Origin of the sequence: Providencia sp. PROV182, assembly GCF_028480325.1 — a bacterium.
GTDB lineage: Bacteria > Pseudomonadota > Gammaproteobacteria > Enterobacterales > Enterobacteriaceae > Providencia > Providencia hangzhouensis.
The window spans coordinates 125,473-147,471 of sequence record NZ_JAMPOL010000018.1 but is presented as its reverse complement, the minus strand read 5'-3'; the positions used below and the strand labels follow the sequence as shown (position 1 = coordinate 147,471).

The following is a 21,999-nucleotide window of genomic DNA, read 5'->3' as shown; positions in this document are numbered from 1 at the left end:
CGCCTAGTTATGTTTTCGAATTATTTAGAGTCTTAACGCTACATGGTTGTATTAAATTAAATCTTAGAACCGTCTGCATTCAATTTCAGAAAACCTCGCACCAGGACATTTTTAAAATGAAATGTCATCGTGCGCACTTTAATGAAACGTCAGTGATGAATCGGACCATCACCATCCGCTGGGGTGAATACAAGCGGCGTACAATATAATTACCAAGTTCTTATTAAGCAATCATTAATTGAAAAAAATAAACAACTACTTTTATTTCAAAGAGTTGTTTGATGGATGTGTTTATTAATTGAAGTGGATTTAAGATAAGTTAAATGATAGCCATTATGTATAGAAAATCAAGATGAATTTTTTCTGTTTAACTTATTGATTTTATGTGATTAAATTTATTTTGTTACAATTGCGTATATATAGATAAGAACAAAAAGATTTAAATTAATTTTAATTTATCATGTGGTAGATAAAGAATTTACTACTTAATTAAATAGCCTATTTGCATTAATTAAATTAACTATTTGAGTTCCATATAATGAAACACCGACTTCGTTTAGAATATAAAACGAGAGTCGGTATTTAATATTAACGCTATTTACCGGCTATCTGAGTTTCTGTAAACAGTTAGCCATTATTTTTTTCTCAGTTTCTGCTGGGTATATAATGCATCTAATGTAAATAAAATTAATGCAACCCAGATAAACCCAAAAGTGACTAACAATTCAGGTGTCATAACTTCACCGTACACAAAGACGGCGAGTAAGAACATAATACTTGGCCCCATATATTGGAAAAAGCCTAGCGTTGAAAGCCTTAAATGGTTAGCTGCTTCTGTAAATAGTAACAGTGGCACTGTAGTAATTACCCCGGCAGCAATCAGAAGTGCATTCAAATGCCAATCATTCATTGCCATATCACTCGTTGGACTATCTGCAAAAAATAATAAGAAGATAATCCCGACAGGAAGCAGCCAAAGTGTTTCGAATGTCATTCCTGTTTGTGCGTCGACCCCTAATTTTTTACGTAATAATCCATAGGTGGCAAATGTAACAGCTAAACTTAGCCCAATCACAGGCACTGAGCCAAATTGCCAAAGCTGGATCAATACACCTGTTAGTGCAAGACCAACAGCAATCCACTGCATGCGGCGAAAACGTTCTTGTAAGAATAGCATTCCAAACAGTACGTTAACTAGTGGGTTAATAAAGTAACCTAAGCTAGCTTGTAGCATATAACCATTATTAACTGCCCAAATATAAATTAACCAGTTACAAGCAATTGTCGTTGCCGTTACACCAAGAACTAATATTTTCTTTGGTTGCTTTAGTACTTGGCGAACATAACTCCAATGCCGTGAAACTGTTAATAATAAAATCATAAAGAAAAATGACCAAATAATACGATGAGTCAGGATTTCTTCTGCGGGCACTTCTTGGATGCTTTTAAAATAAATAGGTGCGACACCCCAAATAAAATAGGCGCCTAAGGCACATAACACGCCTTTGGTAGTATTTTGCTGGCTCATTGTTGGCTCTGAAATTGAATTAAAGACTAAAAAGATACTTATACAGAGAGACCGAGCCGATTTAAGCGGCTCGATTTTTGATACCACTAATGTGACATTGCTCAGGTTTTTTTACAAGTTATTAGTTTAGTAGGTGACTAATTATTTATATTTTATTTCTATCCAACCAGATAAGTTGCCGTTGCTGTTGCAATATGCTGGTTGTTTTCGTTATGAAGCTCGCAGCGGGTAACGGCTATTTTATTGCCGTCTCTTAATAAGCTAGCACTAGCAGTAAAAATTTGCCCTCGACCGGGGCGTAAATAATCAACTCGTAAGTCGATTGTCCCCATTCGGGACATTTTATCGACAATCTCGGTGTGGGTTAATGGATTAATACGCTGCAAAATACGATTGATGCATACCATCCCCCCTGCAACATCTAAAACCGAAGCGATCACACCGCCATGTAAAATGTTCTGAGTAAAATTACCAATTAATTGTTGACGATTTTCAACAGTAAGCTGAACAAAATCATCATTTAAACTCATTAATTTAATACCAAGTAGCTGGTTAAATGGCATTTTATAAATAAATGCATGGCTCATTAAGTCACTGGCTTCTTCTAAAGTATAAGTACGGTCATTCATCGTTTTCATCCTTTAAAAATATGTGAATAATAAGTTAACATTATGTGTAAATTATGTCTCTAACAAACGAATGAATAATCTTTCAACAGTTATTCAGTTTTGTGTGTAAAATAGGACAAACTTTTTTTGGACGATGTTGAAAATAGGAATGACTAATGCGCGCTTTACCGATTTTGTTAAGTGCAGTGCTCTGCTTTTGGTCTGCTTCATTGTTTGCGACTGAAAATACAGGTGTTCAGCCTGAAGAAGATGTCAAAAATACCTTGCCAATACGTGGAAGCATCATTTCAGGATTACTGCAACACCATGATAACCCATTTGTGCTGTATCCATATGAATCGAATTATATCCTTTATACCTATACATCCTCGATGAATAAAGAAGCCATTTCTAGCTACAATTGGGGTGATGATGCGTTAAAGGACGAAGTTAAATTTCAATTAAGTTTAGCGTTTCCATTATGGGCGGGTATTGCGGGTGATGACTCAATTTTAGCTGTTTCTTATACTCAGCGTTCTTGGTGGCAGCTAAGTAATAAAAAAGAGTCTTCACCATTTAGAGAAACTAACTATGAGCCTCAAGTGTTTGTTGGCTGGTTAACCGACTACCAATTTGCGGGTTGGACGTTGCGTGAGATTGAAACAGGTTTTAACCACGAGTCAAATGGTCGTTCAGAGCCTACGTCTCGCAGCTGGAACCGAGTATATGCAAGGGCAATGGCGCAAAATGGTAACTGGCAAGTTGATCTCAAACCTTGGTACCGGATTCATGAAAGTGAAGGGCGTGATGATAATTCTGATATTACCAAATATATGGGTTACTATCGCTTAAAAGTAGGGTATGCGTTGGGAGACAGCGTGTTTACTACGACTGGGCGCTATAACTGGAATACAGGGTATGGTGGTGCAGAATTGGGGTGGAGCTATCCAATTAGTAAACATGTGCGTTTTTATACCCAGTTGTTTAGCGGATATGGTGAGTCGATGATAGACTACAATTATCGCCAAACACGTTTTGGTATCGGTGTTATGCTAAACGATATGCTGTAATGGAAGAAAAACTCAGCTCTCTATTTTGTTCTGAGTTGAATACCAAGTCATGAATCAACAACTTCGCTGCTCAATTGGGCAGCGGCTTGTTTTATCGATTGAGGAAGTTTGTGTCCACTGCTTGCGTCATTAACCAACTTTCATTGGCTGAACATGTGCTCAATAGTACATTCGGCTACCAGTCATTTCGCCCTGGGCAAGATGCTGTCATTGGGGCTATTTTGGATAACCGTGATTGCTTAGTGTTAATGCCAACAGGGGGTGGTAAATCCCTTTGCTACCAAGTTCCTGCTTTAGTTAAAGAAGGTGTCACACTGGTCGTTTCGCCATTAATATCATTAATGAAAGACCAAGTTGACCAATTAAGGTTACATGGGGTTAATGCTGCGTGTTTAAATTCATCACAAACGTCACAAGAACAACGTCAAATCATGGAATTGTGCAGTCAGGGGGAAATAAAATTACTATATGTTGCTCCTGAACGGTTGTTAACTGATTATTTCTTAAGCCAATTAGCAGGATGGAACATCACCTTGCTAGCAGTGGATGAAGCCCACTGTATTTCCCAATGGGGACATGATTTTCGCCCTGAATACCGCGCACTAGGCCAATTACGGCAATCATTACCTAATGTACCCGTGATGGCGTTAACCGCAACTGCGGATGAAACCACACGTGCAGACATTATTCGTTTATTAGAGCTACATGAGCCATTAGTCCATGTGAGTAGCTTTGATAGGCCAAATATTCGTTATACCTTAGTCGAAAAATATAAGCCTTTAGATCAACTTTGGTTTTTTATTAAAGGGCAAAAAGGAAAAGCGGGTATTGTTTATTGTAATAGTCGCAGTAAGGTTGAAGAAACGACAGAGCGCTTGCAAAAGCGAGGCTTAAGTGTTGCGGCATACCATGCAGGGTTAGACGCTGCCCAACGGGAGTGGGTACAAGATGCATTTCTAAAAGATAACCTACAAGTTGTCGTGGCGACAGTGGCTTTTGGGATGGGAATTAACAAATCAAACGTTCGGTTTGTCGCTCATTTTGATATTCCGCGTAATATCGAAGCGTATTATCAAGAAACAGGGCGGGCAGGTCGTGACGGTGTTGAAGCCGAAGCCATTTTATTTTATGACCCTGCAGATATGGCATGGTTACGTCGTTGTCTTGAAGAAAAGCCTGCGGGTATGCAGCAAGATATAGAACGGCATAAGCTGAATGCCATCGCGGCTTTTGCTGAAGCACAAACTTGCCGCCGTTTGGTGCTACTCAATTATTTTGGTGAAAATCGCCAGCAGCCTTGTGGCAATTGTGATATTTGCTTAGACCCACCAAAACAGTACGATGGGTTAGTGGATGCGCAAAAAGCGCTGTCCTGTATTTATCGTGTTGGTCAGCGCTTTGGTATCGGCTATATTGTTGAGGTTCTGCGTGGCGCTAATAATCAGCGTATTCGTGACTTAGGCCATGATAAACTGCCTGTCTATGGCATTGGTAAAGAACAAAGTAATGAACATTGGGTCAGTGTGATTCGCCAACTGATCCATTTAGGTATGATCACACAGAATATTACGCATTTTTCAGCGCTTCAATTAACGGAGGCAGCACGGCCAATATTACGTGGTGAAGCTGCACTAAAACTCGCAGTTCCTCGTGTTTTAGTGGTAAAAAGCCGTAATCAACAAAACAAAATTTATCATGGCAATTATGATAAAAAGCTCTTTGCTAAACTGCGTAAATTGCGTAAATCCATTGCAGATGAAGAAAATATTCCGCCATTTGTGGTGTTTAATGATGCAACATTAATAGAAATGGCTGAGCACACCCCGACTTCACCTGCCGAATTACTGTTAATCAATGGTGTTGGCGAACGCAAGCTCGAACGTTTTGGAGTAGCATTTATGGCGCTTATCCAAGACCATCTTGAAGGTTATGAATGAATAGATAAGGAAACTGCAGGATGACGCCTGAAAACCTAAAAGAGAGTTGGCTGAATCGAGAAACTCAATTTTCTGCTTTTACAAATGGCCCGCTTTTAGATTTCTGGCAACATCGTGAAGAATCTCAATTCGTGGGGGTTGATGATATTCCCATTCACTATGTCCGTTTTATTCATCCAAAACATCATAAAGCGATTGTCATTTCACCGGGGCGCAGTGAAAGTTATGTGAAGTACCCTGAAGTGGCTTATGATTTTTATCATTTAGGCTATGATGTGTTTATTATTGACCATCGTGGGCAAGGGCGATCAGGGCGCATGTTAGCGGATCCTCAAAAAGGCCATGTTGAAAAATTCACTGATTACATTGACGATTTTGAAAAGTTCATTGAGCTTGAGGTTAAATATCGGCATTATCCAAAATGTTATGCATTAGCTCACTCAATGGGGAGTGCTATCTTAGCCGGGTATTTGTTGCGAGATAACGTCACTTTTGATGCTGCAACCTTATGTGCGCCGATGATTGGTATTAATTTACCGATGCCTCGTTGGATGGCGAGCTTTATTGTTGATAGAGCCGAATCTCGCGAAAGTGTCCGCAATGATTATGCGGCTTCTACTGGGAAATGGCAGCCATTACCTTATTTAATCAATGTATTAACACACAGTCCAGAGCGTTATCGGCGCTACTTACGTTATTATGCCGATTATCCTGAATTGCGCTTAGGTGGGCCGACTTACCATTGGTTACGTGAAAGTTTTGTGATTGGCGATGAGCTAATTGCGAAAGCGGGAGAAATTGATGTGCCACTGATGGTGTTGGAAGCCAGCGAAGAAAAAGTGGTCAGCAATAAAGAGCTACAAGCTTTTTGTCAAAGCCGACAAAAAGCGCAAATAGGACGAGAAGAAAAATTACCTCTCATCATTGAAGGGGCACACCATGAAATCCTATTTGAAGTGGATGCATTAAGAGCGATGGCGCTTAATGCTATCTGTGATTTTTTTGAGCAGTATTAGTTAGGGTTTGAATATGAAATATCCTGTAGTTGCTTCCGATTTGGATGGGACACTGTTATCTCCCAATCATGATTTAACGTCTTATACAAAAGACACCTTGAAACAGCTAGTGACTTCCCAAGATGTGCATTTTGTGTTTGCAACAGGCCGTCACCATGTGGATGTTGCTCAAATCCGTGATGGTTTAGGCATCGATGCGTATATGATCACATCTAACGGTGCACGGATCCATAATACCCGCGGTGACTTAATTTTTGAGCACAATGTTGATCCTCAAATAGCTCATGAACTGTGTTTGATGGAATTTGATAACCCTGAACTTATCACTAATTACTACCATGGTGATGATTGGTTTATCAACCGGGAAAGCCCTGAACAAAAAGAATTTTTTAAAGAATCGGTATTTAACTACCAGTTGTTTGACCGCCATAATTTTGTCACTTCTGAAGTCTGTAAAGTTTACTACACCAGTGAAGATCATGACCTGCTGGTGGATTTACAGCAGCGCATTCAAGCACGCTGGCAAGATAAAGTGAATGTAACGTTTTCATTGCGTAGCTGTTTAGAAGTTATGGCTGGTGATGTTTCTAAAGGCGAGGCTCTGAAGCAAGTTGCGGCACTACATGGCTATACACCGAGTGATAGTATTGCTTTTGGCGATGGCATGAATGACAAAGAAATGCTGACTATGGCTGGAAAAGGCTGCATCATGCAAAATGCTCATCAATTGCTAAAAGATGCGTTACCACACATGGAAGTCATTGGTTCGAATAGTGATGATGCTGTTGCTCGTTATCTGAGAAATAAATACCTTAATAACGCATAATGTATTTTGTTATTTGAAATAGAGGAACCAGATAGGCAATATGTTTATCTGGTTTTTTATTATCTCAATTAGATGAAAAACGTAAGTTCCCATAGCGAAAATACAGCGAAACGTGCTTTTTGTGAAATTTAGGCCACTTTTCCTATTTTTTCTGACAAAAAGTAAATTTAAACTAGGGGGATGAGTGTTTCGGTCGATATTAATGGATAGCACTGTTTTCACAGGTTGCATATTGCACTGTTGAGGGTTCCTTAGGATGAAAAAAATTGCGTTAGCACTGTTGTTAGGCTCGATTTGTTATAGTTCTGTTTTAACCGCTAAACCTACCACTGCGCCGGCACCGGTGACAGCAGCACAAGAACCCTCGATTGAACAAATTACGCAGTTAGCACAAAAAGGTGATCCTAAAGCTCAATTTCAGCTAGGAGAGCGTTATTTTAAAGGTTTAGGTGTTTCTCAAGATTCTAAAGCAGCGGCTGAGTGGTTTATTAAGGCGGGGAACCAAGGGAATTCAGATGCACAGTTTCGCTTAGGTACGATGTTTGTAAATGGTTTTGGTGTGCGTCGTGATTATGACAAAGCGATGCTATGGTATGAACAAGCAGCGGCTCAAGGTGATACCCGAGCTGAAACCAACATGGCTATGATGTACGCACAAGGCTTAGGTGTCAGTCAAAACCTAGAAAAAGCGGCATTTTGGTTTAGAAAAGCAGCGCAAGGCGGAAATATACTTGCTCAATTCCAAATCGGCCAAATGTACTCGATTGGGAGTGGCGTTGATTTAGATGACGAGAAAGCAGTGTTTTGGTTTAGAAAAGCCGCGAAACAAAAGGATGCCAAGTCTCAAGACCGCTTAGGTGTCATGTATTCTGAAGGACGTGGTGTGAAGAAAAACTTGCAGCAAGCCTACGCATGGCTTGCAACTGCGGTGTACAGCGGCAACGCAGAAAGTCATCGTCTACAAAATAAGATTGCGGCTCAGTTAAGCCCTGAAGAATTACAGCAAGCACAAAAATTAGCGGAAGGTTATATTAAATCGTATGGTTTTAAAGCCAGCTAATGATTAAGCAGATGTGTGGGATACGATTTTGTATCCCACCAGTATGACGACAGATAATACAAGATAGCACCAAGAAAGCCGATAAAAACGATTGTTTCCCCAGCCTCGACGAATAGCTAGTTGTTGCTGTTGTGATGATAGCTTGCTACAAAGTACACGAAACCCAACGATATAAAACGCACAATACACTTGCCAAAGGTACAGTGTATTAAATGCAAAAGCTTTCCCAACAATTAATAAGATAATTAATGGAATTAAAAAGAATAAAATCGACCCAATACGTTCAAGTTGGGCGATCCTCAACATCACTAATTCGTCTTTTTCATTTAATTGTAATGGCATAATACGGCTTACAATTCCCCTGACTTACGACTAGGATTACGCCCTGAAAGATTGTTTGTCGCACTTTGCAGAGAATTATCACGGACATCCACCCTTGCTTGGAATGGTGGGAATGGCAAGGTAATTCCTTGTTCAGCGAAGGAAACTAAGATGTTTTGGTGAATTTCATGGCGCGCAGGTAACCGATGGCCCATTTCAGCGGCATAGACACGTAATTCAAAAATCTGAATACCTTGTTGTAAATCAACAAGATATACTTCAGGTGCTGGGTTATCTAAAATCATCGTAGAGCGTTTGGCTGCACGTAAAATGGTATCTGTCACTAATTCACTATTGGCATCAGAAGGTGCAGGAATAGTCATGACAATACGTGTGATCGTGTCAGACAGTGACCAGTTAATAAATTGTTCAGTAATAAATGCCTTATTTGGCACAATAATTTCTTTTCTATCCCAGTCTGTCAGCGTAGTAGCACGGGTGTTGATCTTGGTAATACTCCCCGTCAAGTTACGGATAGTTACTGTGTCTCCAATCCGGATCGGTTTCTCAAATAAGATCATTAACCCTGAGATAATATTGGCGAAAATTTCTTGTAAACCAAAACCAAGCCCGACCCCCATTGCCGCAACAAGCCATTGCAGTTTTGACCACTCAATTCCTAACATAGAGAAGCCAACAATGGTCCCTATAATAGTTATCGTATACTTTGTTAATGTGCTAATGGCGTAACCAGTACCTGGTGTTAAATCCAAATGTTGGAGTACGGCCAGCTCAAGCAAAGCCGGTAAGTTACGAACCAATTGTGCGGTAACGATAATAGTCAAAATGGCAATGAAAATAGACCCCATGGTGATAGGTTGTACGGTATCAACGCCATTAACCGTTGATGTCACATCCCATAAGCGAATATTTTCAAGAAAAGAGAATGCGGTATGTAGCTCGGACCACAGCCAAATCAATGAGACCAAGGCAATCATGGTTAAAATCGAACGAACTAACCCAACGGATTGGGTACTGATGGTATCTAAGTCGATAACCTGTTCTTCGATATCAATATTTCCTTCGCTACTGGCGTTTGCTTGCTGGCTATCGTCTTCACCTTTAGCACGTTGAGCTAATATCTCAGCACGGCGTTGTTTCGCACGCTCGAAGGCTAATTTACGGCGCTGCATTGACATCCAACGACGGATCGTATGATAAACGATAAGGATAACAAACCAAATGGCGACAGAGGTTTCTAAACGAGCAAGCAAGGCCTGTGAAGTTGAAAAATAACCTAAAATGGAGAAGAACCCAGCAACGATAGGTGCGAGTAATATCATCCACCACAATGCTTTATTAACAATATTCTCACCGGAGCCATGTCTATCTAAGTAGAGAGGGATTTGTGAGCGGCGTAAGTTGTTGGTAATTAAGCTAAGTGCGACACATAAAAAGATAAAGCATAAGCGGCCAATACTAGCTGCAAATTCCCTATCGCTATAATGTTCAAAGGTAATAATTGCCATCACGAGTGGAACGATGACAAAAATCGCCATTCGGTAATAACGCATCGCACGTTTAACAGAATCTTTGTCCCAACCGAAGTGAGAAATAAATAACCCAGTAGGGCGAGAAAAGGTTTCGCTGATCATAAACAGCCATAGTAAAGGTGTCGTCGCACTGACACCATAACCTATCGCCGCGGCCATGGGATATTGCCATGCACTTTGTAAGCCATAACCGATGGCTGACCACATCATAGGGAGAGGAAGAGCAACAATTATTGACCAAAAAATAGTTCGAATGGTTAAGTAAAACCGGTCTTGTGTCACCTTACCAATCCGTAAACTGGAGCGGTCAAGAAATGCTTGGTAGTGCTTGCGAGTGCTAATACTGAAAATGACTAATGCTATCGAACCTAAAAGATACAAAAATGTATCTTGTGTTGTCAGCATAACACGCAGAGCACCGGCCAGTTGGGACAAGGTATCCAGAGAAAGTAATTGAGTAATATCCGTTACTAACATGACAGGATAGCTGATGCTTATTGGCGGAACATCTGCGACCCAGAAAAGATAACGGTTTGAAGCATCTTTGACTTCTTTTAATGCATCGGTCAATTGCCCAGTGGCGACATTGAGCTTTGTTAGCTCTAACATTTCAGCATCGAGACCTGAAATTAAAGAGGTTAGTAGCTCACGGCGGGTTTTAATCAATGACTGATAAACTTGTACTTGAGCTGTATTGAGCTCATGCTCGCTTTCTTGCTCGGTTGTATCTATTTTACTTAGCCTATCGAGGCTATCTTCATAATTTAAGCGTTGAACGCGTAAATCTGCCATTTCCCGATCAAGCTGCTGGCTCTTTGGAATATCAGGCAAACGGGAGAGTTGTGTTCTGAGCGCTTCCCCTAATGTACTTGAGCTGCTGATCCACTGAGCTTGCTCACGAATAGTTGTGAGCGCTTGTCGAGCATCGCGGATACTCGTTGAAATTTCAGCTTGGCTATTGGTGATTGCGCTCATGCGCTGTGCCTGAGCGGTTAATTCCTGAGACATTTTACGGTTAATATCAAGCTGCTCAGTTAAAAATGGGGTCAGTTCACCTTGCGCAGCCAACATCTCGGTATGTTCTAACGCTAAAATTGCTTTTTGTTGGCGTTGGGTATTTTGGAAATCACGCAGGTTTTGTAACTCAAGTTCCATACGTTGATAGCGTTTTTTGTATAACTCCAACGTAAGGCGTGAGATTTCTTGGCGGTTATTGGCAGAAAGCTGCGCCATTTCCAGTTCATTAACTGTTGATTTGCGAGCACTTACTTCGGCTTGAGCTAACGTGTACTGGGCATCGGCTAATGGCGTTGAGGGTGTACTCAGAGACTGAAAGCGCGAAGAGGCTTCAGTGAGTAAGCGTCTAGCTTCAGAAAGTTGTTGTGGCAGAATACTTAGTGATTCACTGATTTCGCGGCCTTTATCTTGCTCTTGCTGAGTTAAGCGGCTTTGATCGAGTAATTGGCTGCTAAGCTGAATAATACGTTGTTCAAGTTCACCTAAGCTGATACCCACAGGTATAGGTGCTGGTTCATCACTTTCATTGAGGATTTTTTGTCTTATTTCTTTGATAATTCTAGGGAAGTTATCAATGGCTTCTTGATAAGACTTGGCCTTTGCATCGGAATCACGTGTTTCACTCATCCAATTCAAAGCACCCTGTAATGCTTGTGCTATCTCTGCATCTTTGGGGTTGGTACTTGACTCAAGTTGTTTGAGCTCCTGCTTAATCTGTGCTTCATCCTGCGCTGCAGTCGGTGCTGCAACGGAAGAAAAAACGATTAACAGGCTAAGAAAAAAACTGATAATCACACGCACAGTGAGGAGCTCCTTCAAGGGATAATAATTTAATTAAGCGTCAGCAGGTTCTTCTGTTACTGTATTTGCAACAGTTTCAGCGAGTAATTCGCCCATACGAGTTGCATAACCGGGGATCAGTGATGAATTAAATATCACTTTGTTAGGTTCAAATAAATTAATCACCGTTGAGCCCAGTTTAAACAGCCCCATTTCCTCACCTTTCTTCAAGAAAACGGCACCTTCAGAGTTCAACTCAGGGTAAACCCAGCGCTTAATGACGCCTTCACGACTGGAATTGACGCAACCGCTCCAAACCGTCTCAATACTACCAACGATGGTTGCACCTACAAGGATTTGTACCATTAAGCCAACAGGGGTGTCAAAAACACAAATCAAGCGTTCATTCCGTGCAAACAGGTTGGGAACATTTTGTGCCGTTAATGGATTTACAGAGAATAAATCGCCTGGCACATAAATCATCTCTTTGAGTAAACCATCACATGGCATGTGTACACGGTGATAGTCACTTGGGGAGAGGTAAGTGGTAATAAAGTCACCACCACGAAAATGCTCTGCTAATTGGTATTGGCCAGCAAGTAACGCTTCAACTGTGTAATTATGGCCTTTAGCTTGGAAGATAAGGTCATCATTTATTGGGCCTAATTGACTAACTGCACCGTCAGCAGGTTGAGCAAGTTGGTGTTCTTTCTCCACAATTGGGCGAGCGCCTTCTTTTAGCAGACGGATAAAGAAATCATTAAAAGTGGCATAAGCAGTAAGCTCACTTTTTTGCGCTTCATTCATGTTCACTTTATAGACTTTTGCGAACAGTTTAATTGCCCATTGCGTCATGAAACCCGCATTGCGACTTGCGAACCAGCCTGCAAATTCAGTAAGACATTGTTTTGGAAGCATATATTGCAAGCGAATTTTAATTTTATCTAGCACGTTAACCTCTGATTTTTAAAGGTATGTTAGCAAAAGGGCGGCTATTGTACACAGTTTACTCGTCATATTTCAAACGGCCGCATCATTGGCTAACCATCATTAAATTATTTAGAGCGGGTTTAGCGTTAGTGAGTTATTTGTAAGCACTCACTAACATTATTTATCTTTCGCCGTAAAATTACCACGAGGTTTGATTTGTTCCATGCTTTCTAAAATGCGATGGTAGTTTTCAAAGCGTGATTCAGCAATTTTATTTGCTTCTACGGCTTCACGTAACAGGCAACCAGGGTCATCTAAATGTTTACAGTCACGGAATTTACAGCCACCAAGGTAATCTTTAAATTCGACAAATCCTTTGGTCACTTGTTCCGTTGTTAGATGCCATAAACCAAACTCACGGACACCAGGGGAGTCAATCACATCGCCGCCCAATGGGAAGTGATATAAACGAGCTGTTGTTGTTGTATGTTGTCCTAGCCCTGAGTTGTCTGAAACCTCATTAACTAAAATCGCTTCTTCGTTATGTGGGAGTAATGCATTTAATAAACTTGATTTGCCCACACCAGACTGACCAACAAATACAGATACTTTACCTGCTAGCGCGTTAGTAAGCGCTTCCATGCCTTCATTGGTATGGCTTGAAACTTCGAGAACTTGATAGCCAATATCACGATAAATTGTCATTAAATCACTTACCCACTCACGGTTTTCGTCGTCGAGTAGGTCGACTTTATTGAGAACGATAACAGGCTTAATCCCGGTGGTTTCGCAGGCAACTAAATAGCGGTCAATAATATTCAGCGAAAGCTCAGGTAAAATAGCTGAAACCACAACAATTTGGTCAATGTTAGCGGCAATCGGTTTTAAGCCATCATAATAATCGGGACGAGTTAGAACAGAACGGCGCTCGTGAACCGCTTCGACGATGCCATTTACTTTGATATCACTTTGTGTGTTCAAGGCTGGTCGCCACACCACATTATCCCCTGTAACGAGGGACGAAATCGTTCTGCGCAAGTTACAGCGTTGGATAGTCCCGTCACTTGCTTGAATATCAGCATGCTGCCCAAAACGGCTAATGACTAAGCCTTCTTGCGCTTCACCTAATTGGCTATCATCAATTTCAACTGTTTTTTGCTTTTTAAGTCTTTTTTGATGATTTTCTTGAACTCGGCGCTGTTGGCCTTTCGAAAGTTTCTGTTTAGCCACCTGTCCTCTCTTTACTATGGGCTGTATTTTAGGGGGTTACTCACGCCTGTCACTGATGGCATGAAGAGTGCTATCATACCTTAACTTCATAGAATGCAGTTAGGGTATATCATGCAAAAGAATGAGAATAATTTAATTTGGATCGATTTAGAAATGACGGGGCTCGATCCTGTTCGTGATCGTATTATTGAAATAGCGACCATTGTAACAGATAGTCATCTTAATATTTTAGCAGAAGGCCCTGTAATTGCAGTACATCAAACGGATGAACAACTCGCTTTGATGGATGAGTGGAATGTAAATACCCACACTAATAGCGGCTTAGTTGAACGTGTACGTAAAAGTACCGTGAGTGAGCGTGAAGCTGAGTTAGCCACAATTGCGTTTTTAGAAAAATGGGTTCCTCAAGGGGCATCCCCAATCTGTGGTAATAGTGTTGGGCAAGATAGACGTTTTCTGTTCAACTACATGCCTGAATTAGAAAGCTATTTTCATTATCGCTATCTTGATGTCAGTACATTAAAAGAGCTTGCTCGCCGATGGAAACCTGAAGTTCTAGCGGGTTTTTCGAAGAAAAATACTCACCAAGCTCTTGATGATATTCGTGAATCTGTGGCTGAATTAGCTTATTACCGAGAGACATTTATTAAAGAATAAATGTTAAATTAACGAATAAGCCGCAATCTTGAGCGGCTTTCATAAGCTGTTCTCTCCCAATAAGTTAACAATGTTAACGTATTGAAATCAATTTATTACAACGGGTGTTGATAAAATCACCATTGTGATTGAATTGTCAGCAAACGAATAAAAAAATAAAAATTTTGAGTGTAAGGGCTTGCTAGTATCTGAATTTTTCGTATAATGCGCTCCCCGTACCGATGAAGTTTTTGTTATTAAGTCGGCACGTGAAACATCCAAAAATGTGATGCGGGAATAGCTCAGTTGGTAGAGCACGACCTTGCCAAGGTCGGGGTCGCGAGTTCGAGTCTCGTTTCCCGCTCCAAATTTTTTGATGTTTTAGCTAAAGCACTATTTTCGTGATGCGGGAATAGCTCAGTTGGTAGAGCACGACCTTGCCAAGGTCGGGGTCGCGAGTTCGAGTCTCGTTTCCCGCTCCAAACTTTCTTAGTGTTTTAGTCAAAGTAGTACCCACCAAATGCGGGAATAGCTCAGTTGGTAGAGCACGACCTTGCCAAGGTCGGGGTCGCGAGTTCGAGTCTCGTTTCCCGCTCCAATATTTTCTTAGTCTCTTAACTTTTCTTCTTAATTAATTCTTACACAATACCTATTTAACTTAAGTAGAATCACCTAGTGTGCATATGAATTGCGCTTGTTCACTGTTTTTATCCTTTTATACCTTGAACACTAGGATCTACATGGGTTTTGCGATCTTTTTTGGATCAGATCCAGATTTCCTCTTGCATTCGTTTTCAGGTCGCCATAGAATAGCCACCCCTTAGCAATAGGGTGTTTTGCATCCATCTCTAAGATGATGATTAGAAGTTTAAATAATAAACAAAAATATGCTTTTTTATTTACTTCGAGTCACTTTTCATTTTAGTCTTGTTTTTTGGTAACTTTTGTATTGCTAGTAAACGTAAAATCAGTATTTTTCTTTTCAATGTGCCATTAGCAAGTTATCCACAGCCCGCTCAATCAATCTGGGTTTTTATCGCGATTTGAAATAACTTATTACACAGAGTTATCCACAGGCTAATTAACAAATTTCTGTTGTGCTATTTAATTCTAGTATTTAAATAGCATTGTTGTAACTTATTGATTTATTTGTTAAGTGATTTATTTTGTCAAAATGCGGCTAGCACATCTTGCAAATTCTTTACCTATTGTCTGCTAAGCACTTTTTACTTTATTCACATCAATTTGACAATTCTTCATTTCAGATATATAGCTGACTTTTTTCTATGCATCTCTCGGTAAACCTTTGTTAATCGCACGTACAAGGCGTTTTTGCTGTGAAGTTTGAATTGTGACTTGGTTTGCATTACGTCGATTAAGCTGTTGTTGTATAGACCATTGGAAGTGCTCATCTAGCATTTCGTTAATTCCCAACCTATTTTGTAAAGCCAGTACAATACTGTCTTGATAAGGTGCGTTACCTAGCGCCACACTGATATTTCGCAACCACTTAATATAACCAATGCGGCGGATTGCAGAGCCTTCGGTCACCTTTAAAAAGGTTTTTTCATCCCATGAGAACAAGTCGAGCAACTCTGGTGTATGTAAGTCCTTTCTTGGACTGAAATCATCTTCATCAGTTAGCTGGGAAAAACGGTTCCACGGGCAAATAAGCTGGCAGTCATCACAACCGTAGATCCGATTTCCCATTAGAGGGCGAAATTCTTCAGGGATAGCACTATCTAGCTCAATGGTAAGATAAGAAATACAGCGCCTAGCATCTACGGTGTAAGGTTCGACAATTGCACCTGTTGGGCAAGTTGTCATACAAGCAACACAGCGGCCGCAATCTTCTTCGACAGGTTTATCAACAGAAACGGGTAAATTAATCAATAATTCACCGAGAAAAAACCAAGATCCTGCTTCACGATTTAAGACTAATGAATGTTTTCCTGTCCATCCTAAACCCGCTTTGACGGCGAGAGGGCGCTCTAAGATTGGCGCAGAGTCGACAAAAGGTCGAAAATTAAGATCGTCAATGGTGGTGCCATCGGCCAGTATCACTCCGTTAAATTCACGACAATAGTCTAAAATACGATCTGAAAGTTGTTTTAGACGTTTTTTTAATAGTTTGTGGTAGTCTCGCCCCAGGGCATAACGGCTGATATAACCTAATTCAGGGTTATTTAATGTACTAGCAAATGCGGCTTTGGCAGGCAAGTAATTCATACGCACGCTAATGACACGTAACGTGCCAGGGTGCAGTTCGTGTGGTCTGGCTCGCATCATCCCATGGCGATTCATCCATTCCATCTCACCATGAAATTGTTTATCTAGCCATGCTTGTAATTTGGGCTCTTCCGCTGAAAGGTCAGTATCGCAGATCCCGACTTGTTGGAAACCTGCTTCAACACCCCATTGTTTAATATTCTGAGCGAGAAGATCGAGATCGAGGTATCTTGGCATCAGATCCTATATTGAGAAAGATTAAAACGGCTGGCACTCTAACATGACCTGCGTTATTCATCAAAACGTATGAAAAAATGCCTTCAATATTGAGAACAATTATAGGATATTTCTGAACTCATCATTCAAGCAATGTTAATTAAGAAAAAAGCCCCATCTTAGGTTAAGATAAGCAGTAATATTGATGTTTGTTGATATCTCTTTATGCATTTTGATCAGCAAGATAAACTATGCATTTAAAGGATAAACAGGCGACACCGCCTATTAATGACATAATAAAAGAACAATATGAAAGAACGTACAATACAACTTGCCAATGAAGCGCAAACTGTCGCTTTAGGTAATGCTATCGCTAAGGCTTGCCATCAAGGTACAATTATTCACTTATATGGTGATCTCGGTGCAGGGAAAACCACCTTTAGCCGAGGTTTCTTACAAGCGCTGGGCCATCAAGGTCACGTAAAAAGCCCAACCTACACTTTGGTTGAACCTTATGAATTAGCAGATCGTCAAGTTTTTCACTTTGATCTCTATCGGTTAGCAGACCCTGAAGAACTTGAATTTATGGGGATTCGTGACTATTTTTCTGGAAATTCGATCTGTTTGGTCGAATGGCCGCAACAAGGTAAAGGTTTTTTACCTGAAGCGGATCTTGAGCTCCATCTGACCTATCAAGGCGAAGGGCGTCAGGCTCACTTTGTTGCTTTTTCTGCCAATGGGGAGTCGTTGTTAGAAGCATTACCCCTACTCTAAGGAAGCTATTGCTCATGTTGAATGCATCAATCCACAGAATAACAAAAAAGGGTTTTTTTACTGTTTTCGTCTTGTTTATGGCATTAGCTATGTGGCTGTTTGGAGCAAAAGCACAAGCGGCAACATTATCAAATATTCAAGTTAATAACAGCCCATCACAAGCAGAAGTGGTGCTAAGTTTTATTGATGGTAAGCCCGACTACTCCTATTTCCCATTGCATTCACCTGAGCGCCTTGTTGTTGATATCAAACAACGAGGTGAGATTATTGGTTTACCACTTAAAGTTCCCGCGGGGGATCTTGTAAAACTGGTACGGGCGAGCCAACCTTCTGATAACCAACACAAACGCTTAGTTTTAGAGCTATCTCGCGCAGCGAAAACAAAAGCGGTACTTAAACAGGTTTCAGGTGAATATCAGTTGGTGTTAACGATATCGACTGGAAATGCATCCGGTTCTACCTCTTTTAATCAAACCAATAATACGGTTAAACCAGCGGCAAATAATACTCAAGATAAACCATTGAAGATGAGTAATCCTGCACCTGTGGCTACACCAACACCAACCAAATATAAAAATATGCCAAAGGGTAGCAAGCAGGTCGTCATAGCTATTGATGCAGGGCACGGTGGAAAAGACCCTGGTGCGATAGGCAAGAATGGTTATAAAGAAAAAGATGTGACTCTCAGCGTCGCTCGTAAATTATACCAACGCCTTGAAGCCGACCCAATGTTTAAGCCCGCGATGACACGTGACGGTGACTATTTTATTTCTGTTAGTGGTCGTTCTGATGTGGCACGTAAGAAAGGGGCTAATATGTTGGTGTCAATTCACGCGGACTCGGCTCCGAATAGCAGTGCACGGGGCGCATCAGTATGGGTATTGTCTAATCGGCGTGCAAACAGTGAACTGGGTAGTTGGCTGGAACAACGTGAAAAACAATCGGAATTATTAGGTGGGGCGGGTGATGCACTGAGTGGCGCGGACCCTTACTTAAGCCAAGCCGTTTTAGATTTACAATTCGGTCATTCTCAGCGTGTGGGGTACGATGTTGCGGTTAAAGTGATCGAACAGCTACGAAAAGTAGGTAATATTCACAAAAGAACCCCTGAACATGCAAGCTTAGGTGTATTGCGTTCTCCTGATATCCCATCAATTTTAGTCGAAACTGGGTTTATTAGTAATGCAGCGGAAGAGCAGTTGCTAAAATCGAATGAATTCCAAGACAAAGTCGCAGAAGCTATCCATTTAGGGTTACGTCAATATTTCTTGGCGAATCCAATACAAGCAGCGCCACAATAAGGGGGAGGCATGGCTATACATATTCTATCCCCACAACTTGCCAACCAAATCGCAGCAGGTGAGGTGGTTGAAAGGCCTGCGTCAGTGGTTAAAGAGCTCGTTGAGAATAGTCTTGATGCAGGGGCAACGCGTATTGATATCGACATTGAGCGCGGCGGAGAAAAACTGATCCGTATTCGTGATAATGGTTGTGGTATCCGTAAAGATGAACTGATTTTGGCTTTAGCTCGCCATGCGACCAGTAAAATTGCCACATTAGATGATCTTGAAGCCATTATGAGTATGGGGTTTCGCGGTGAGGCACTAGCGAGTATCAGTTCTGTTTCACGTTTAACGTTGACATCAAAGCCTGCAGACCAGACAGAAGCATGGCAATCCTATGCCGAAGGTCGGGATATGGAGGTAATAGTTAAACCCGCAGCGCATCCCAATGGCACAACGGTTGAAGTATTAGATTTATTCTATAATACGCCAGCTCGTCGTAAATTTATGCGCACAGAAAAAACTGAATTCGGTCATATCGATGAAATTGTTCGCCGAATTGCGCTTTCTCGCCCTGATGTGGCTATCAACCTGACTCACAATGGGAAATTAGTAAAGCAATACCGAGCGGCTCATGATGAGGCACAGCAAGAGAGGCGTCTTGGGACGATTTGTGGAACGGGCTTTATGCAAGGCGCTTTGGCGTTATCTTGGGAACATAGCGATCTTGCTATCAAAGGGTGGGTCGTTTCTCCATCAATGACGTCGGGTAGTGAAACACAATATTGCTATGTCAATGGCCGTATGATGCGTGATCGCCTGATTAATCATGCTATTCGCCAAGCTTATGAAGGGCATTTAGACGAAAACCAGCAGCCAGCTTATGTCCTGTATTTGACCATTGACCCAAAACAAGTTGATGTTAACGTACACCCAGCAAAACATGAGGTTCGTTTTCACCAAGCTCGTCTGGTACATGATTTTATTTATCAAGCGGTACGAACAGTATTATTAGAAGCCGCATCTATTGATGAGCTTCCGGGTATCGAACCTGTAAATACAGAACTGGAAAATCGGCCTTCTGCGGGGGAAAATTATTTTTCTTCTCCTAGTGTGGCTCCTAAGCAACATAAGGCAGAAAACAAGACGATAGTCGAGAATACCCTTCTAGAGCCTAAAACACCTTATAAGCAGGCTAGCCACTTAAAGGATAATGCTAAAAATCACGCTTTTTCTTCGCCGAAATCAACGTCAGGTTTTTCAGAAAATGTACCAGCAAAAACGTTTGGCTCAACTTATGACAAAAAAGTAGGCGAACTGTATCAGAGCTTAATGTCCATTCCGGTTGCTCCTGAAGATAAAAAGCCGCTTTTTCCTGAACGTAACCCAATCAGTTCACCGCAAATATCCTCACAACCTGTAGCAAAAAATGCGGATAACTACCTTTTTGGCAAAGTATTGACAATTTACGCAAAAAACTTTGCATTAATTGAGTCTTCGTTGGGGCTAATCCTGTTATCCTTAACGGAAGCTAATTATTTATTGAAGTTGTCACAATTGTCACCGAGTGGTGGAGCCTTAAAGCCCCAACCATTGTTAATACCTCTAAAATTGTCACTTAAAAATGATGAAATAGAGGTTTTACAGCGGTACAAGGAACAATTGACAATATTTGGTATCGAAGCCACGATATTACATGGAAAAGTAACAATTCATACGGTATCGTTACCATTAAGAACACAAAATTTATCACAGCTTTTTTCTGAGCTACTCGATTTTTTATCGAGAAAAGAAAGTGTCACTGACGAAGAGATAGCACAATGGCTCGCTAAAGCAGTTTCACAGGTTAAAACAGAAGAAAGTTGGAGTTTAGCACAGGCTGTTCAGTTGCTGGCTGATGTTGAGCGGGTATGTCCGCAGTGGGTGAAAAACCCTCCACCAACATTATTACAATTAATTAATTTACAATCCGTGGTAGCTACACTAACAAATGAGTGATTTAGCAACTCAGAAAAAACCTGACGCAATATTCCTAATGGGTCCGACGGCCTCAGGTAAAACCGCTTTGGCGATAGAACTTCGCAAGCATTTGCCTGTGGAAATTATTAGTGTCGATTCGGCATTAATTTACCGAGGGATGGATATTGGCACAGCAAAACCAACAACAGAAGAACTCAGCCAAGCTCCCCATCGTCTGATTGATATCCTCGATCCGTCTCTACCATACAGTGCTGCCGATTTTCGCCGTGACGCATTAAATGCCATGGCTGAAATTACCTCACAAGGTAAAATTCCATTATTAGTTGGCGGCACAATGTTGTATTTTAAAGCCTTATTAGAAGGGCTTTCACCTCTTCCTTCAGCTGACCAAGCAGTTCGTACTGAAATTGAACACATTGCGAAAGAACAAGGGTGGGGGGAAATTCACCGTCGTCTTACTGAGGTTGACCCAGTTGCTGCGGCAAGGATTCATCCTAACGACCCACAAAGATTATCCCGTGCTTTAGAGGTATATCTCATTTCGGGACAAACTTTGACTGAAATGATACAAACAGCTGGGGAAGAATTGCCTTATAATGTGTTTCAGTTTGCTATTGCGCCACAAGATCGTAAAATTTTACATGAGCGCATAGAACAACGTTTTCATCTGATGATAGATGCGGGTTTTGAAGAAGAAGTTCGCAAGTTACATCAACGAAATGATTTACATGTTGACCTCCCTTCAATTCGTTGTGTGGGGTATCGGCAAATGTGGTCATATTTAGATGGTGAAATTGGCCATGATGAAATGATTTATCGGGGGATTTGTGCAACTCGCCAATTGGCAAAACGTCAAATTACCTGGTTAAGAAGCTGGGAGAATGTTCATTGGCTAGATAGTGAACAACCTCAGCAAGCGCTTAGCACCGTTATGCAGGTTATGCGTGCATAGGACTGATGTTTGTGTACAATTAGAACGTTAAGCGCAATTTTTGAGTAGTTACT

Annotated in this window: 17 protein-coding genes and 3 tRNA genes; 13 read left to right on the top strand and 7 right to left on the bottom strand. The window is 41.1% G+C overall.

Annotated elements, in window-relative coordinates; genetic code table 11:
* Nucleotides 1-634: 634 nt before the first annotated feature.
* Together rarD and PR834_RS15385 are read right to left on the bottom strand one after the other, a co-directional pair.
* Nucleotides 635-1,528, bottom strand: coding sequence for an EamA family transporter RarD (gene rarD, locus PR834_RS15390; protein WP_004906041.1), 894 nt, complete (start codon nucleotides 1,526-1,528; stop codon nucleotides 635-637).
* A gap of 158 nt (nucleotides 1,529-1,686) precedes the next feature.
* Nucleotides 1,687-2,157, bottom strand: coding sequence for a thioesterase family protein (locus tag PR834_RS15385; RefSeq protein WP_096864355.1), 471 nt, complete (start codon nucleotides 2,155-2,157; stop codon nucleotides 1,687-1,689).
* Between the two features lie 155 nt (nucleotides 2,158-2,312).
* Here PR834_RS15385 and pldA point away from each other — a divergent pair, with 155 nt between their 5' ends.
* From pldA to PR834_RS15360, 5 genes are all read left to right on the top strand, one after another.
* Complete coding sequence (gene pldA, locus PR834_RS15380; RefSeq protein WP_004906038.1) at nucleotides 2,313-3,206, top strand: phospholipase A; 894 nt, start codon at nucleotides 2,313-2,315, stop codon at nucleotides 3,204-3,206.
* Between the two features lie 110 nt (nucleotides 3,207-3,316).
* Nucleotides 3,317-5,143 (top strand): ATP-dependent DNA helicase RecQ, encoded by a 1,827-nt coding sequence (gene recQ / locus PR834_RS15375; RefSeq protein WP_004906037.1) that lies wholly within the window; start codon nucleotides 3,317-3,319, stop codon nucleotides 5,141-5,143.
* Between the two features lie 20 nt (nucleotides 5,144-5,163).
* On the top strand, nucleotides 5,164-6,159 hold the full coding sequence (pldB, locus tag PR834_RS15370) for a lysophospholipase L2 (RefSeq protein WP_004906034.1): 996 nt from the start codon (nucleotides 5,164-5,166) through the stop codon (nucleotides 6,157-6,159).
* Between the two features lie 13 nt (nucleotides 6,160-6,172).
* Nucleotides 6,173-6,985 (top strand): sugar/pyridoxal phosphate phosphatase YigL, encoded by an 813-nt coding sequence (gene yigL / locus PR834_RS15365; RefSeq protein ID WP_094962476.1) that lies wholly within the window; start codon nucleotides 6,173-6,175, stop codon nucleotides 6,983-6,985.
* Nucleotides 6,986-7,241: 256 nt separating this feature from the next.
* Entirely contained in the window at nucleotides 7,242-8,045 is an 804-nt protein-coding gene (locus PR834_RS15360) for a tetratricopeptide repeat protein (protein ID WP_196725049.1), read from the top strand.
* Between the two features lie 3 nt (nucleotides 8,046-8,048).
* Here PR834_RS15360 and PR834_RS15355 read toward each other — a convergent pair whose 3' ends face one another.
* From PR834_RS15355 to rsgA, 4 genes are all read right to left on the bottom strand, one after another.
* Nucleotides 8,049-8,387, bottom strand: a complete 339-nt coding sequence (locus PR834_RS15355; RefSeq protein ID WP_004906029.1) for a hypothetical protein — start codon at nucleotides 8,385-8,387, stop codon at nucleotides 8,049-8,051.
* 8 nt (nucleotides 8,388-8,395) lie between these two features.
* Complete coding sequence (gene mscM, locus PR834_RS15350) at nucleotides 8,396-11,737, bottom strand: miniconductance mechanosensitive channel MscM (RefSeq protein ID WP_094962478.1); 3,342 nt, start codon at nucleotides 11,735-11,737, stop codon at nucleotides 8,396-8,398.
* 33 nt (nucleotides 11,738-11,770) lie between these two features.
* The gene (gene asd, locus PR834_RS15345) at nucleotides 11,771-12,667 is read right to left on the bottom strand and encodes an archaetidylserine decarboxylase (RefSeq protein WP_136134032.1); all 897 of its coding nucleotides are present in this window, start codon (nucleotides 12,665-12,667) and stop codon (nucleotides 11,771-11,773) included.
* A 156-nt stretch (nucleotides 12,668-12,823) separates the two neighbouring features.
* Nucleotides 12,824-13,876: a small ribosomal subunit biogenesis GTPase RsgA gene (gene rsgA, locus PR834_RS15340; protein ID WP_004906021.1), complete on the bottom strand. Its 1,053-nt coding sequence runs from the start codon at nucleotides 13,874-13,876 to the stop codon at nucleotides 12,824-12,826.
* A 111-nt stretch (nucleotides 13,877-13,987) separates the two neighbouring features.
* Between rsgA and orn the strand changes: the two genes are divergently transcribed.
* The 4 genes from orn to PR834_RS15320 all read left to right on the top strand — a co-directional run bounded on the left by orn (nucleotide 13,988) and on the right by PR834_RS15320 (nucleotide 15,110).
* Nucleotides 13,988-14,533 (top strand): oligoribonuclease, encoded by a 546-nt coding sequence (orn, locus tag PR834_RS15335; protein WP_196725048.1) that lies wholly within the window; start codon nucleotides 13,988-13,990, stop codon nucleotides 14,531-14,533.
* 270 nt (nucleotides 14,534-14,803) lie between these two features.
* A tRNA-Gly gene (locus tag PR834_RS15330) sits at nucleotides 14,804-14,879 on the top strand.
* Nucleotides 14,880-14,918: 39 nt separating this feature from the next.
* Nucleotides 14,919-14,994 (top strand) — tRNA-Gly (locus PR834_RS15325).
* Nucleotides 14,995-15,034: 40 nt separating this feature from the next.
* Nucleotides 15,035-15,110, top strand: a tRNA-Gly gene (locus PR834_RS15320).
* Between the two features lie 686 nt (nucleotides 15,111-15,796).
* Here the strand turns inward: PR834_RS15320 and queG are convergent.
* Nucleotides 15,797-16,978: a tRNA epoxyqueuosine(34) reductase QueG gene (queG, locus tag PR834_RS15315; RefSeq protein ID WP_136134035.1), complete on the bottom strand. Its 1,182-nt coding sequence runs from the start codon at nucleotides 16,976-16,978 to the stop codon at nucleotides 15,797-15,799.
* Between the two features lie 288 nt (nucleotides 16,979-17,266).
* On the opposite strand from queG, the gene tsaE reads away from it, so the two are divergent.
* The 4 genes from tsaE to miaA are packed head-to-tail and all read left to right on the top strand — an operon-like array spanning nucleotide 17,267 to nucleotide 21,946.
* Nucleotides 17,267-17,731, top strand: coding sequence for a tRNA (adenosine(37)-N6)-threonylcarbamoyltransferase complex ATPase subunit type 1 TsaE (gene tsaE, locus PR834_RS15310; RefSeq protein WP_004906013.1), 465 nt, complete (start codon nucleotides 17,267-17,269; stop codon nucleotides 17,729-17,731).
* 14 nt (nucleotides 17,732-17,745) lie between these two features.
* Nucleotides 17,746-19,032 (top strand): N-acetylmuramoyl-L-alanine amidase AmiB, encoded by a 1,287-nt coding sequence (amiB, locus tag PR834_RS15305; RefSeq protein WP_181488783.1) that lies wholly within the window; start codon nucleotides 17,746-17,748, stop codon nucleotides 19,030-19,032.
* A 9-nt stretch (nucleotides 19,033-19,041) separates the two neighbouring features.
* The gene (gene mutL / locus PR834_RS15300; RefSeq protein ID WP_272536760.1) at nucleotides 19,042-21,012 is read left to right on the top strand and encodes a DNA mismatch repair endonuclease MutL; all 1,971 of its coding nucleotides are present in this window, start codon (nucleotides 19,042-19,044) and stop codon (nucleotides 21,010-21,012) included.
* On the top strand, nucleotides 21,005-21,946 hold the full coding sequence (miaA, locus tag PR834_RS15295; protein WP_004906008.1) for a tRNA (adenosine(37)-N6)-dimethylallyltransferase MiaA: 942 nt from the start codon (nucleotides 21,005-21,007) through the stop codon (nucleotides 21,944-21,946). The genes mutL and miaA overlap by 8 nt, the downstream gene beginning before the upstream one ends.
* Nucleotides 21,947-21,999 lie beyond the last annotated feature (53 nt).

What these genes read in the sequence shown, in the direction of transcription:
- PR834_RS15355 (WP_004906029.1), bottom strand. Translation starts at nt 8,387, where the DNA reads ATGCCATTACAATTAAATGAAAAAGACGAATTAGTGATGTTGAGGATC.
- miaA (WP_004906008.1), top strand. Translation starts at nt 21,005, where the DNA reads ATGAGTGATTTAGCAACTCAGAAAAAACCTGACGCAATATTCCTAATG.
- tsaE (WP_004906013.1), top strand. Translation starts at nt 17,267, where the DNA reads ATGAAAGAACGTACAATACAACTTGCCAATGAAGCGCAAACTGTCGCT.
- amiB (WP_181488783.1), top strand. Translation starts at nt 17,746, where the DNA reads ATGTTGAATGCATCAATCCACAGAATAACAAAAAAGGGTTTTTTTACT.
- mutL (WP_272536760.1), top strand. Translation starts at nt 19,042, where the DNA reads ATGGCTATACATATTCTATCCCCACAACTTGCCAACCAAATCGCAGCA.
- PR834_RS15385 (WP_096864355.1), bottom strand. Translation starts at nt 2,157, where the DNA reads ATGAATGACCGTACTTATACTTTAGAAGAAGCCAGTGACTTAATGAGC.
- yigL (WP_094962476.1), top strand. Translation starts at nt 6,173, where the DNA reads ATGAAATATCCTGTAGTTGCTTCCGATTTGGATGGGACACTGTTATCT.
- rarD (WP_004906041.1), bottom strand. Translation starts at nt 1,528, where the DNA reads ATGAGCCAGCAAAATACTACCAAAGGCGTGTTATGTGCCTTAGGCGCC.
- PR834_RS15360 (WP_196725049.1), top strand. Translation starts at nt 7,242, where the DNA reads ATGAAAAAAATTGCGTTAGCACTGTTGTTAGGCTCGATTTGTTATAGT.
- orn (WP_196725048.1), top strand. Translation starts at nt 13,988, where the DNA reads ATGCAAAAGAATGAGAATAATTTAATTTGGATCGATTTAGAAATGACG.
- pldB (WP_004906034.1), top strand. Translation starts at nt 5,164, where the DNA reads ATGACGCCTGAAAACCTAAAAGAGAGTTGGCTGAATCGAGAAACTCAA.
- queG (WP_136134035.1), bottom strand. Translation starts at nt 16,978, where the DNA reads ATGCCAAGATACCTCGATCTCGATCTTCTCGCTCAGAATATTAAACAA.
- pldA (WP_004906038.1), top strand. Translation starts at nt 2,313, where the DNA reads ATGCGCGCTTTACCGATTTTGTTAAGTGCAGTGCTCTGCTTTTGGTCT.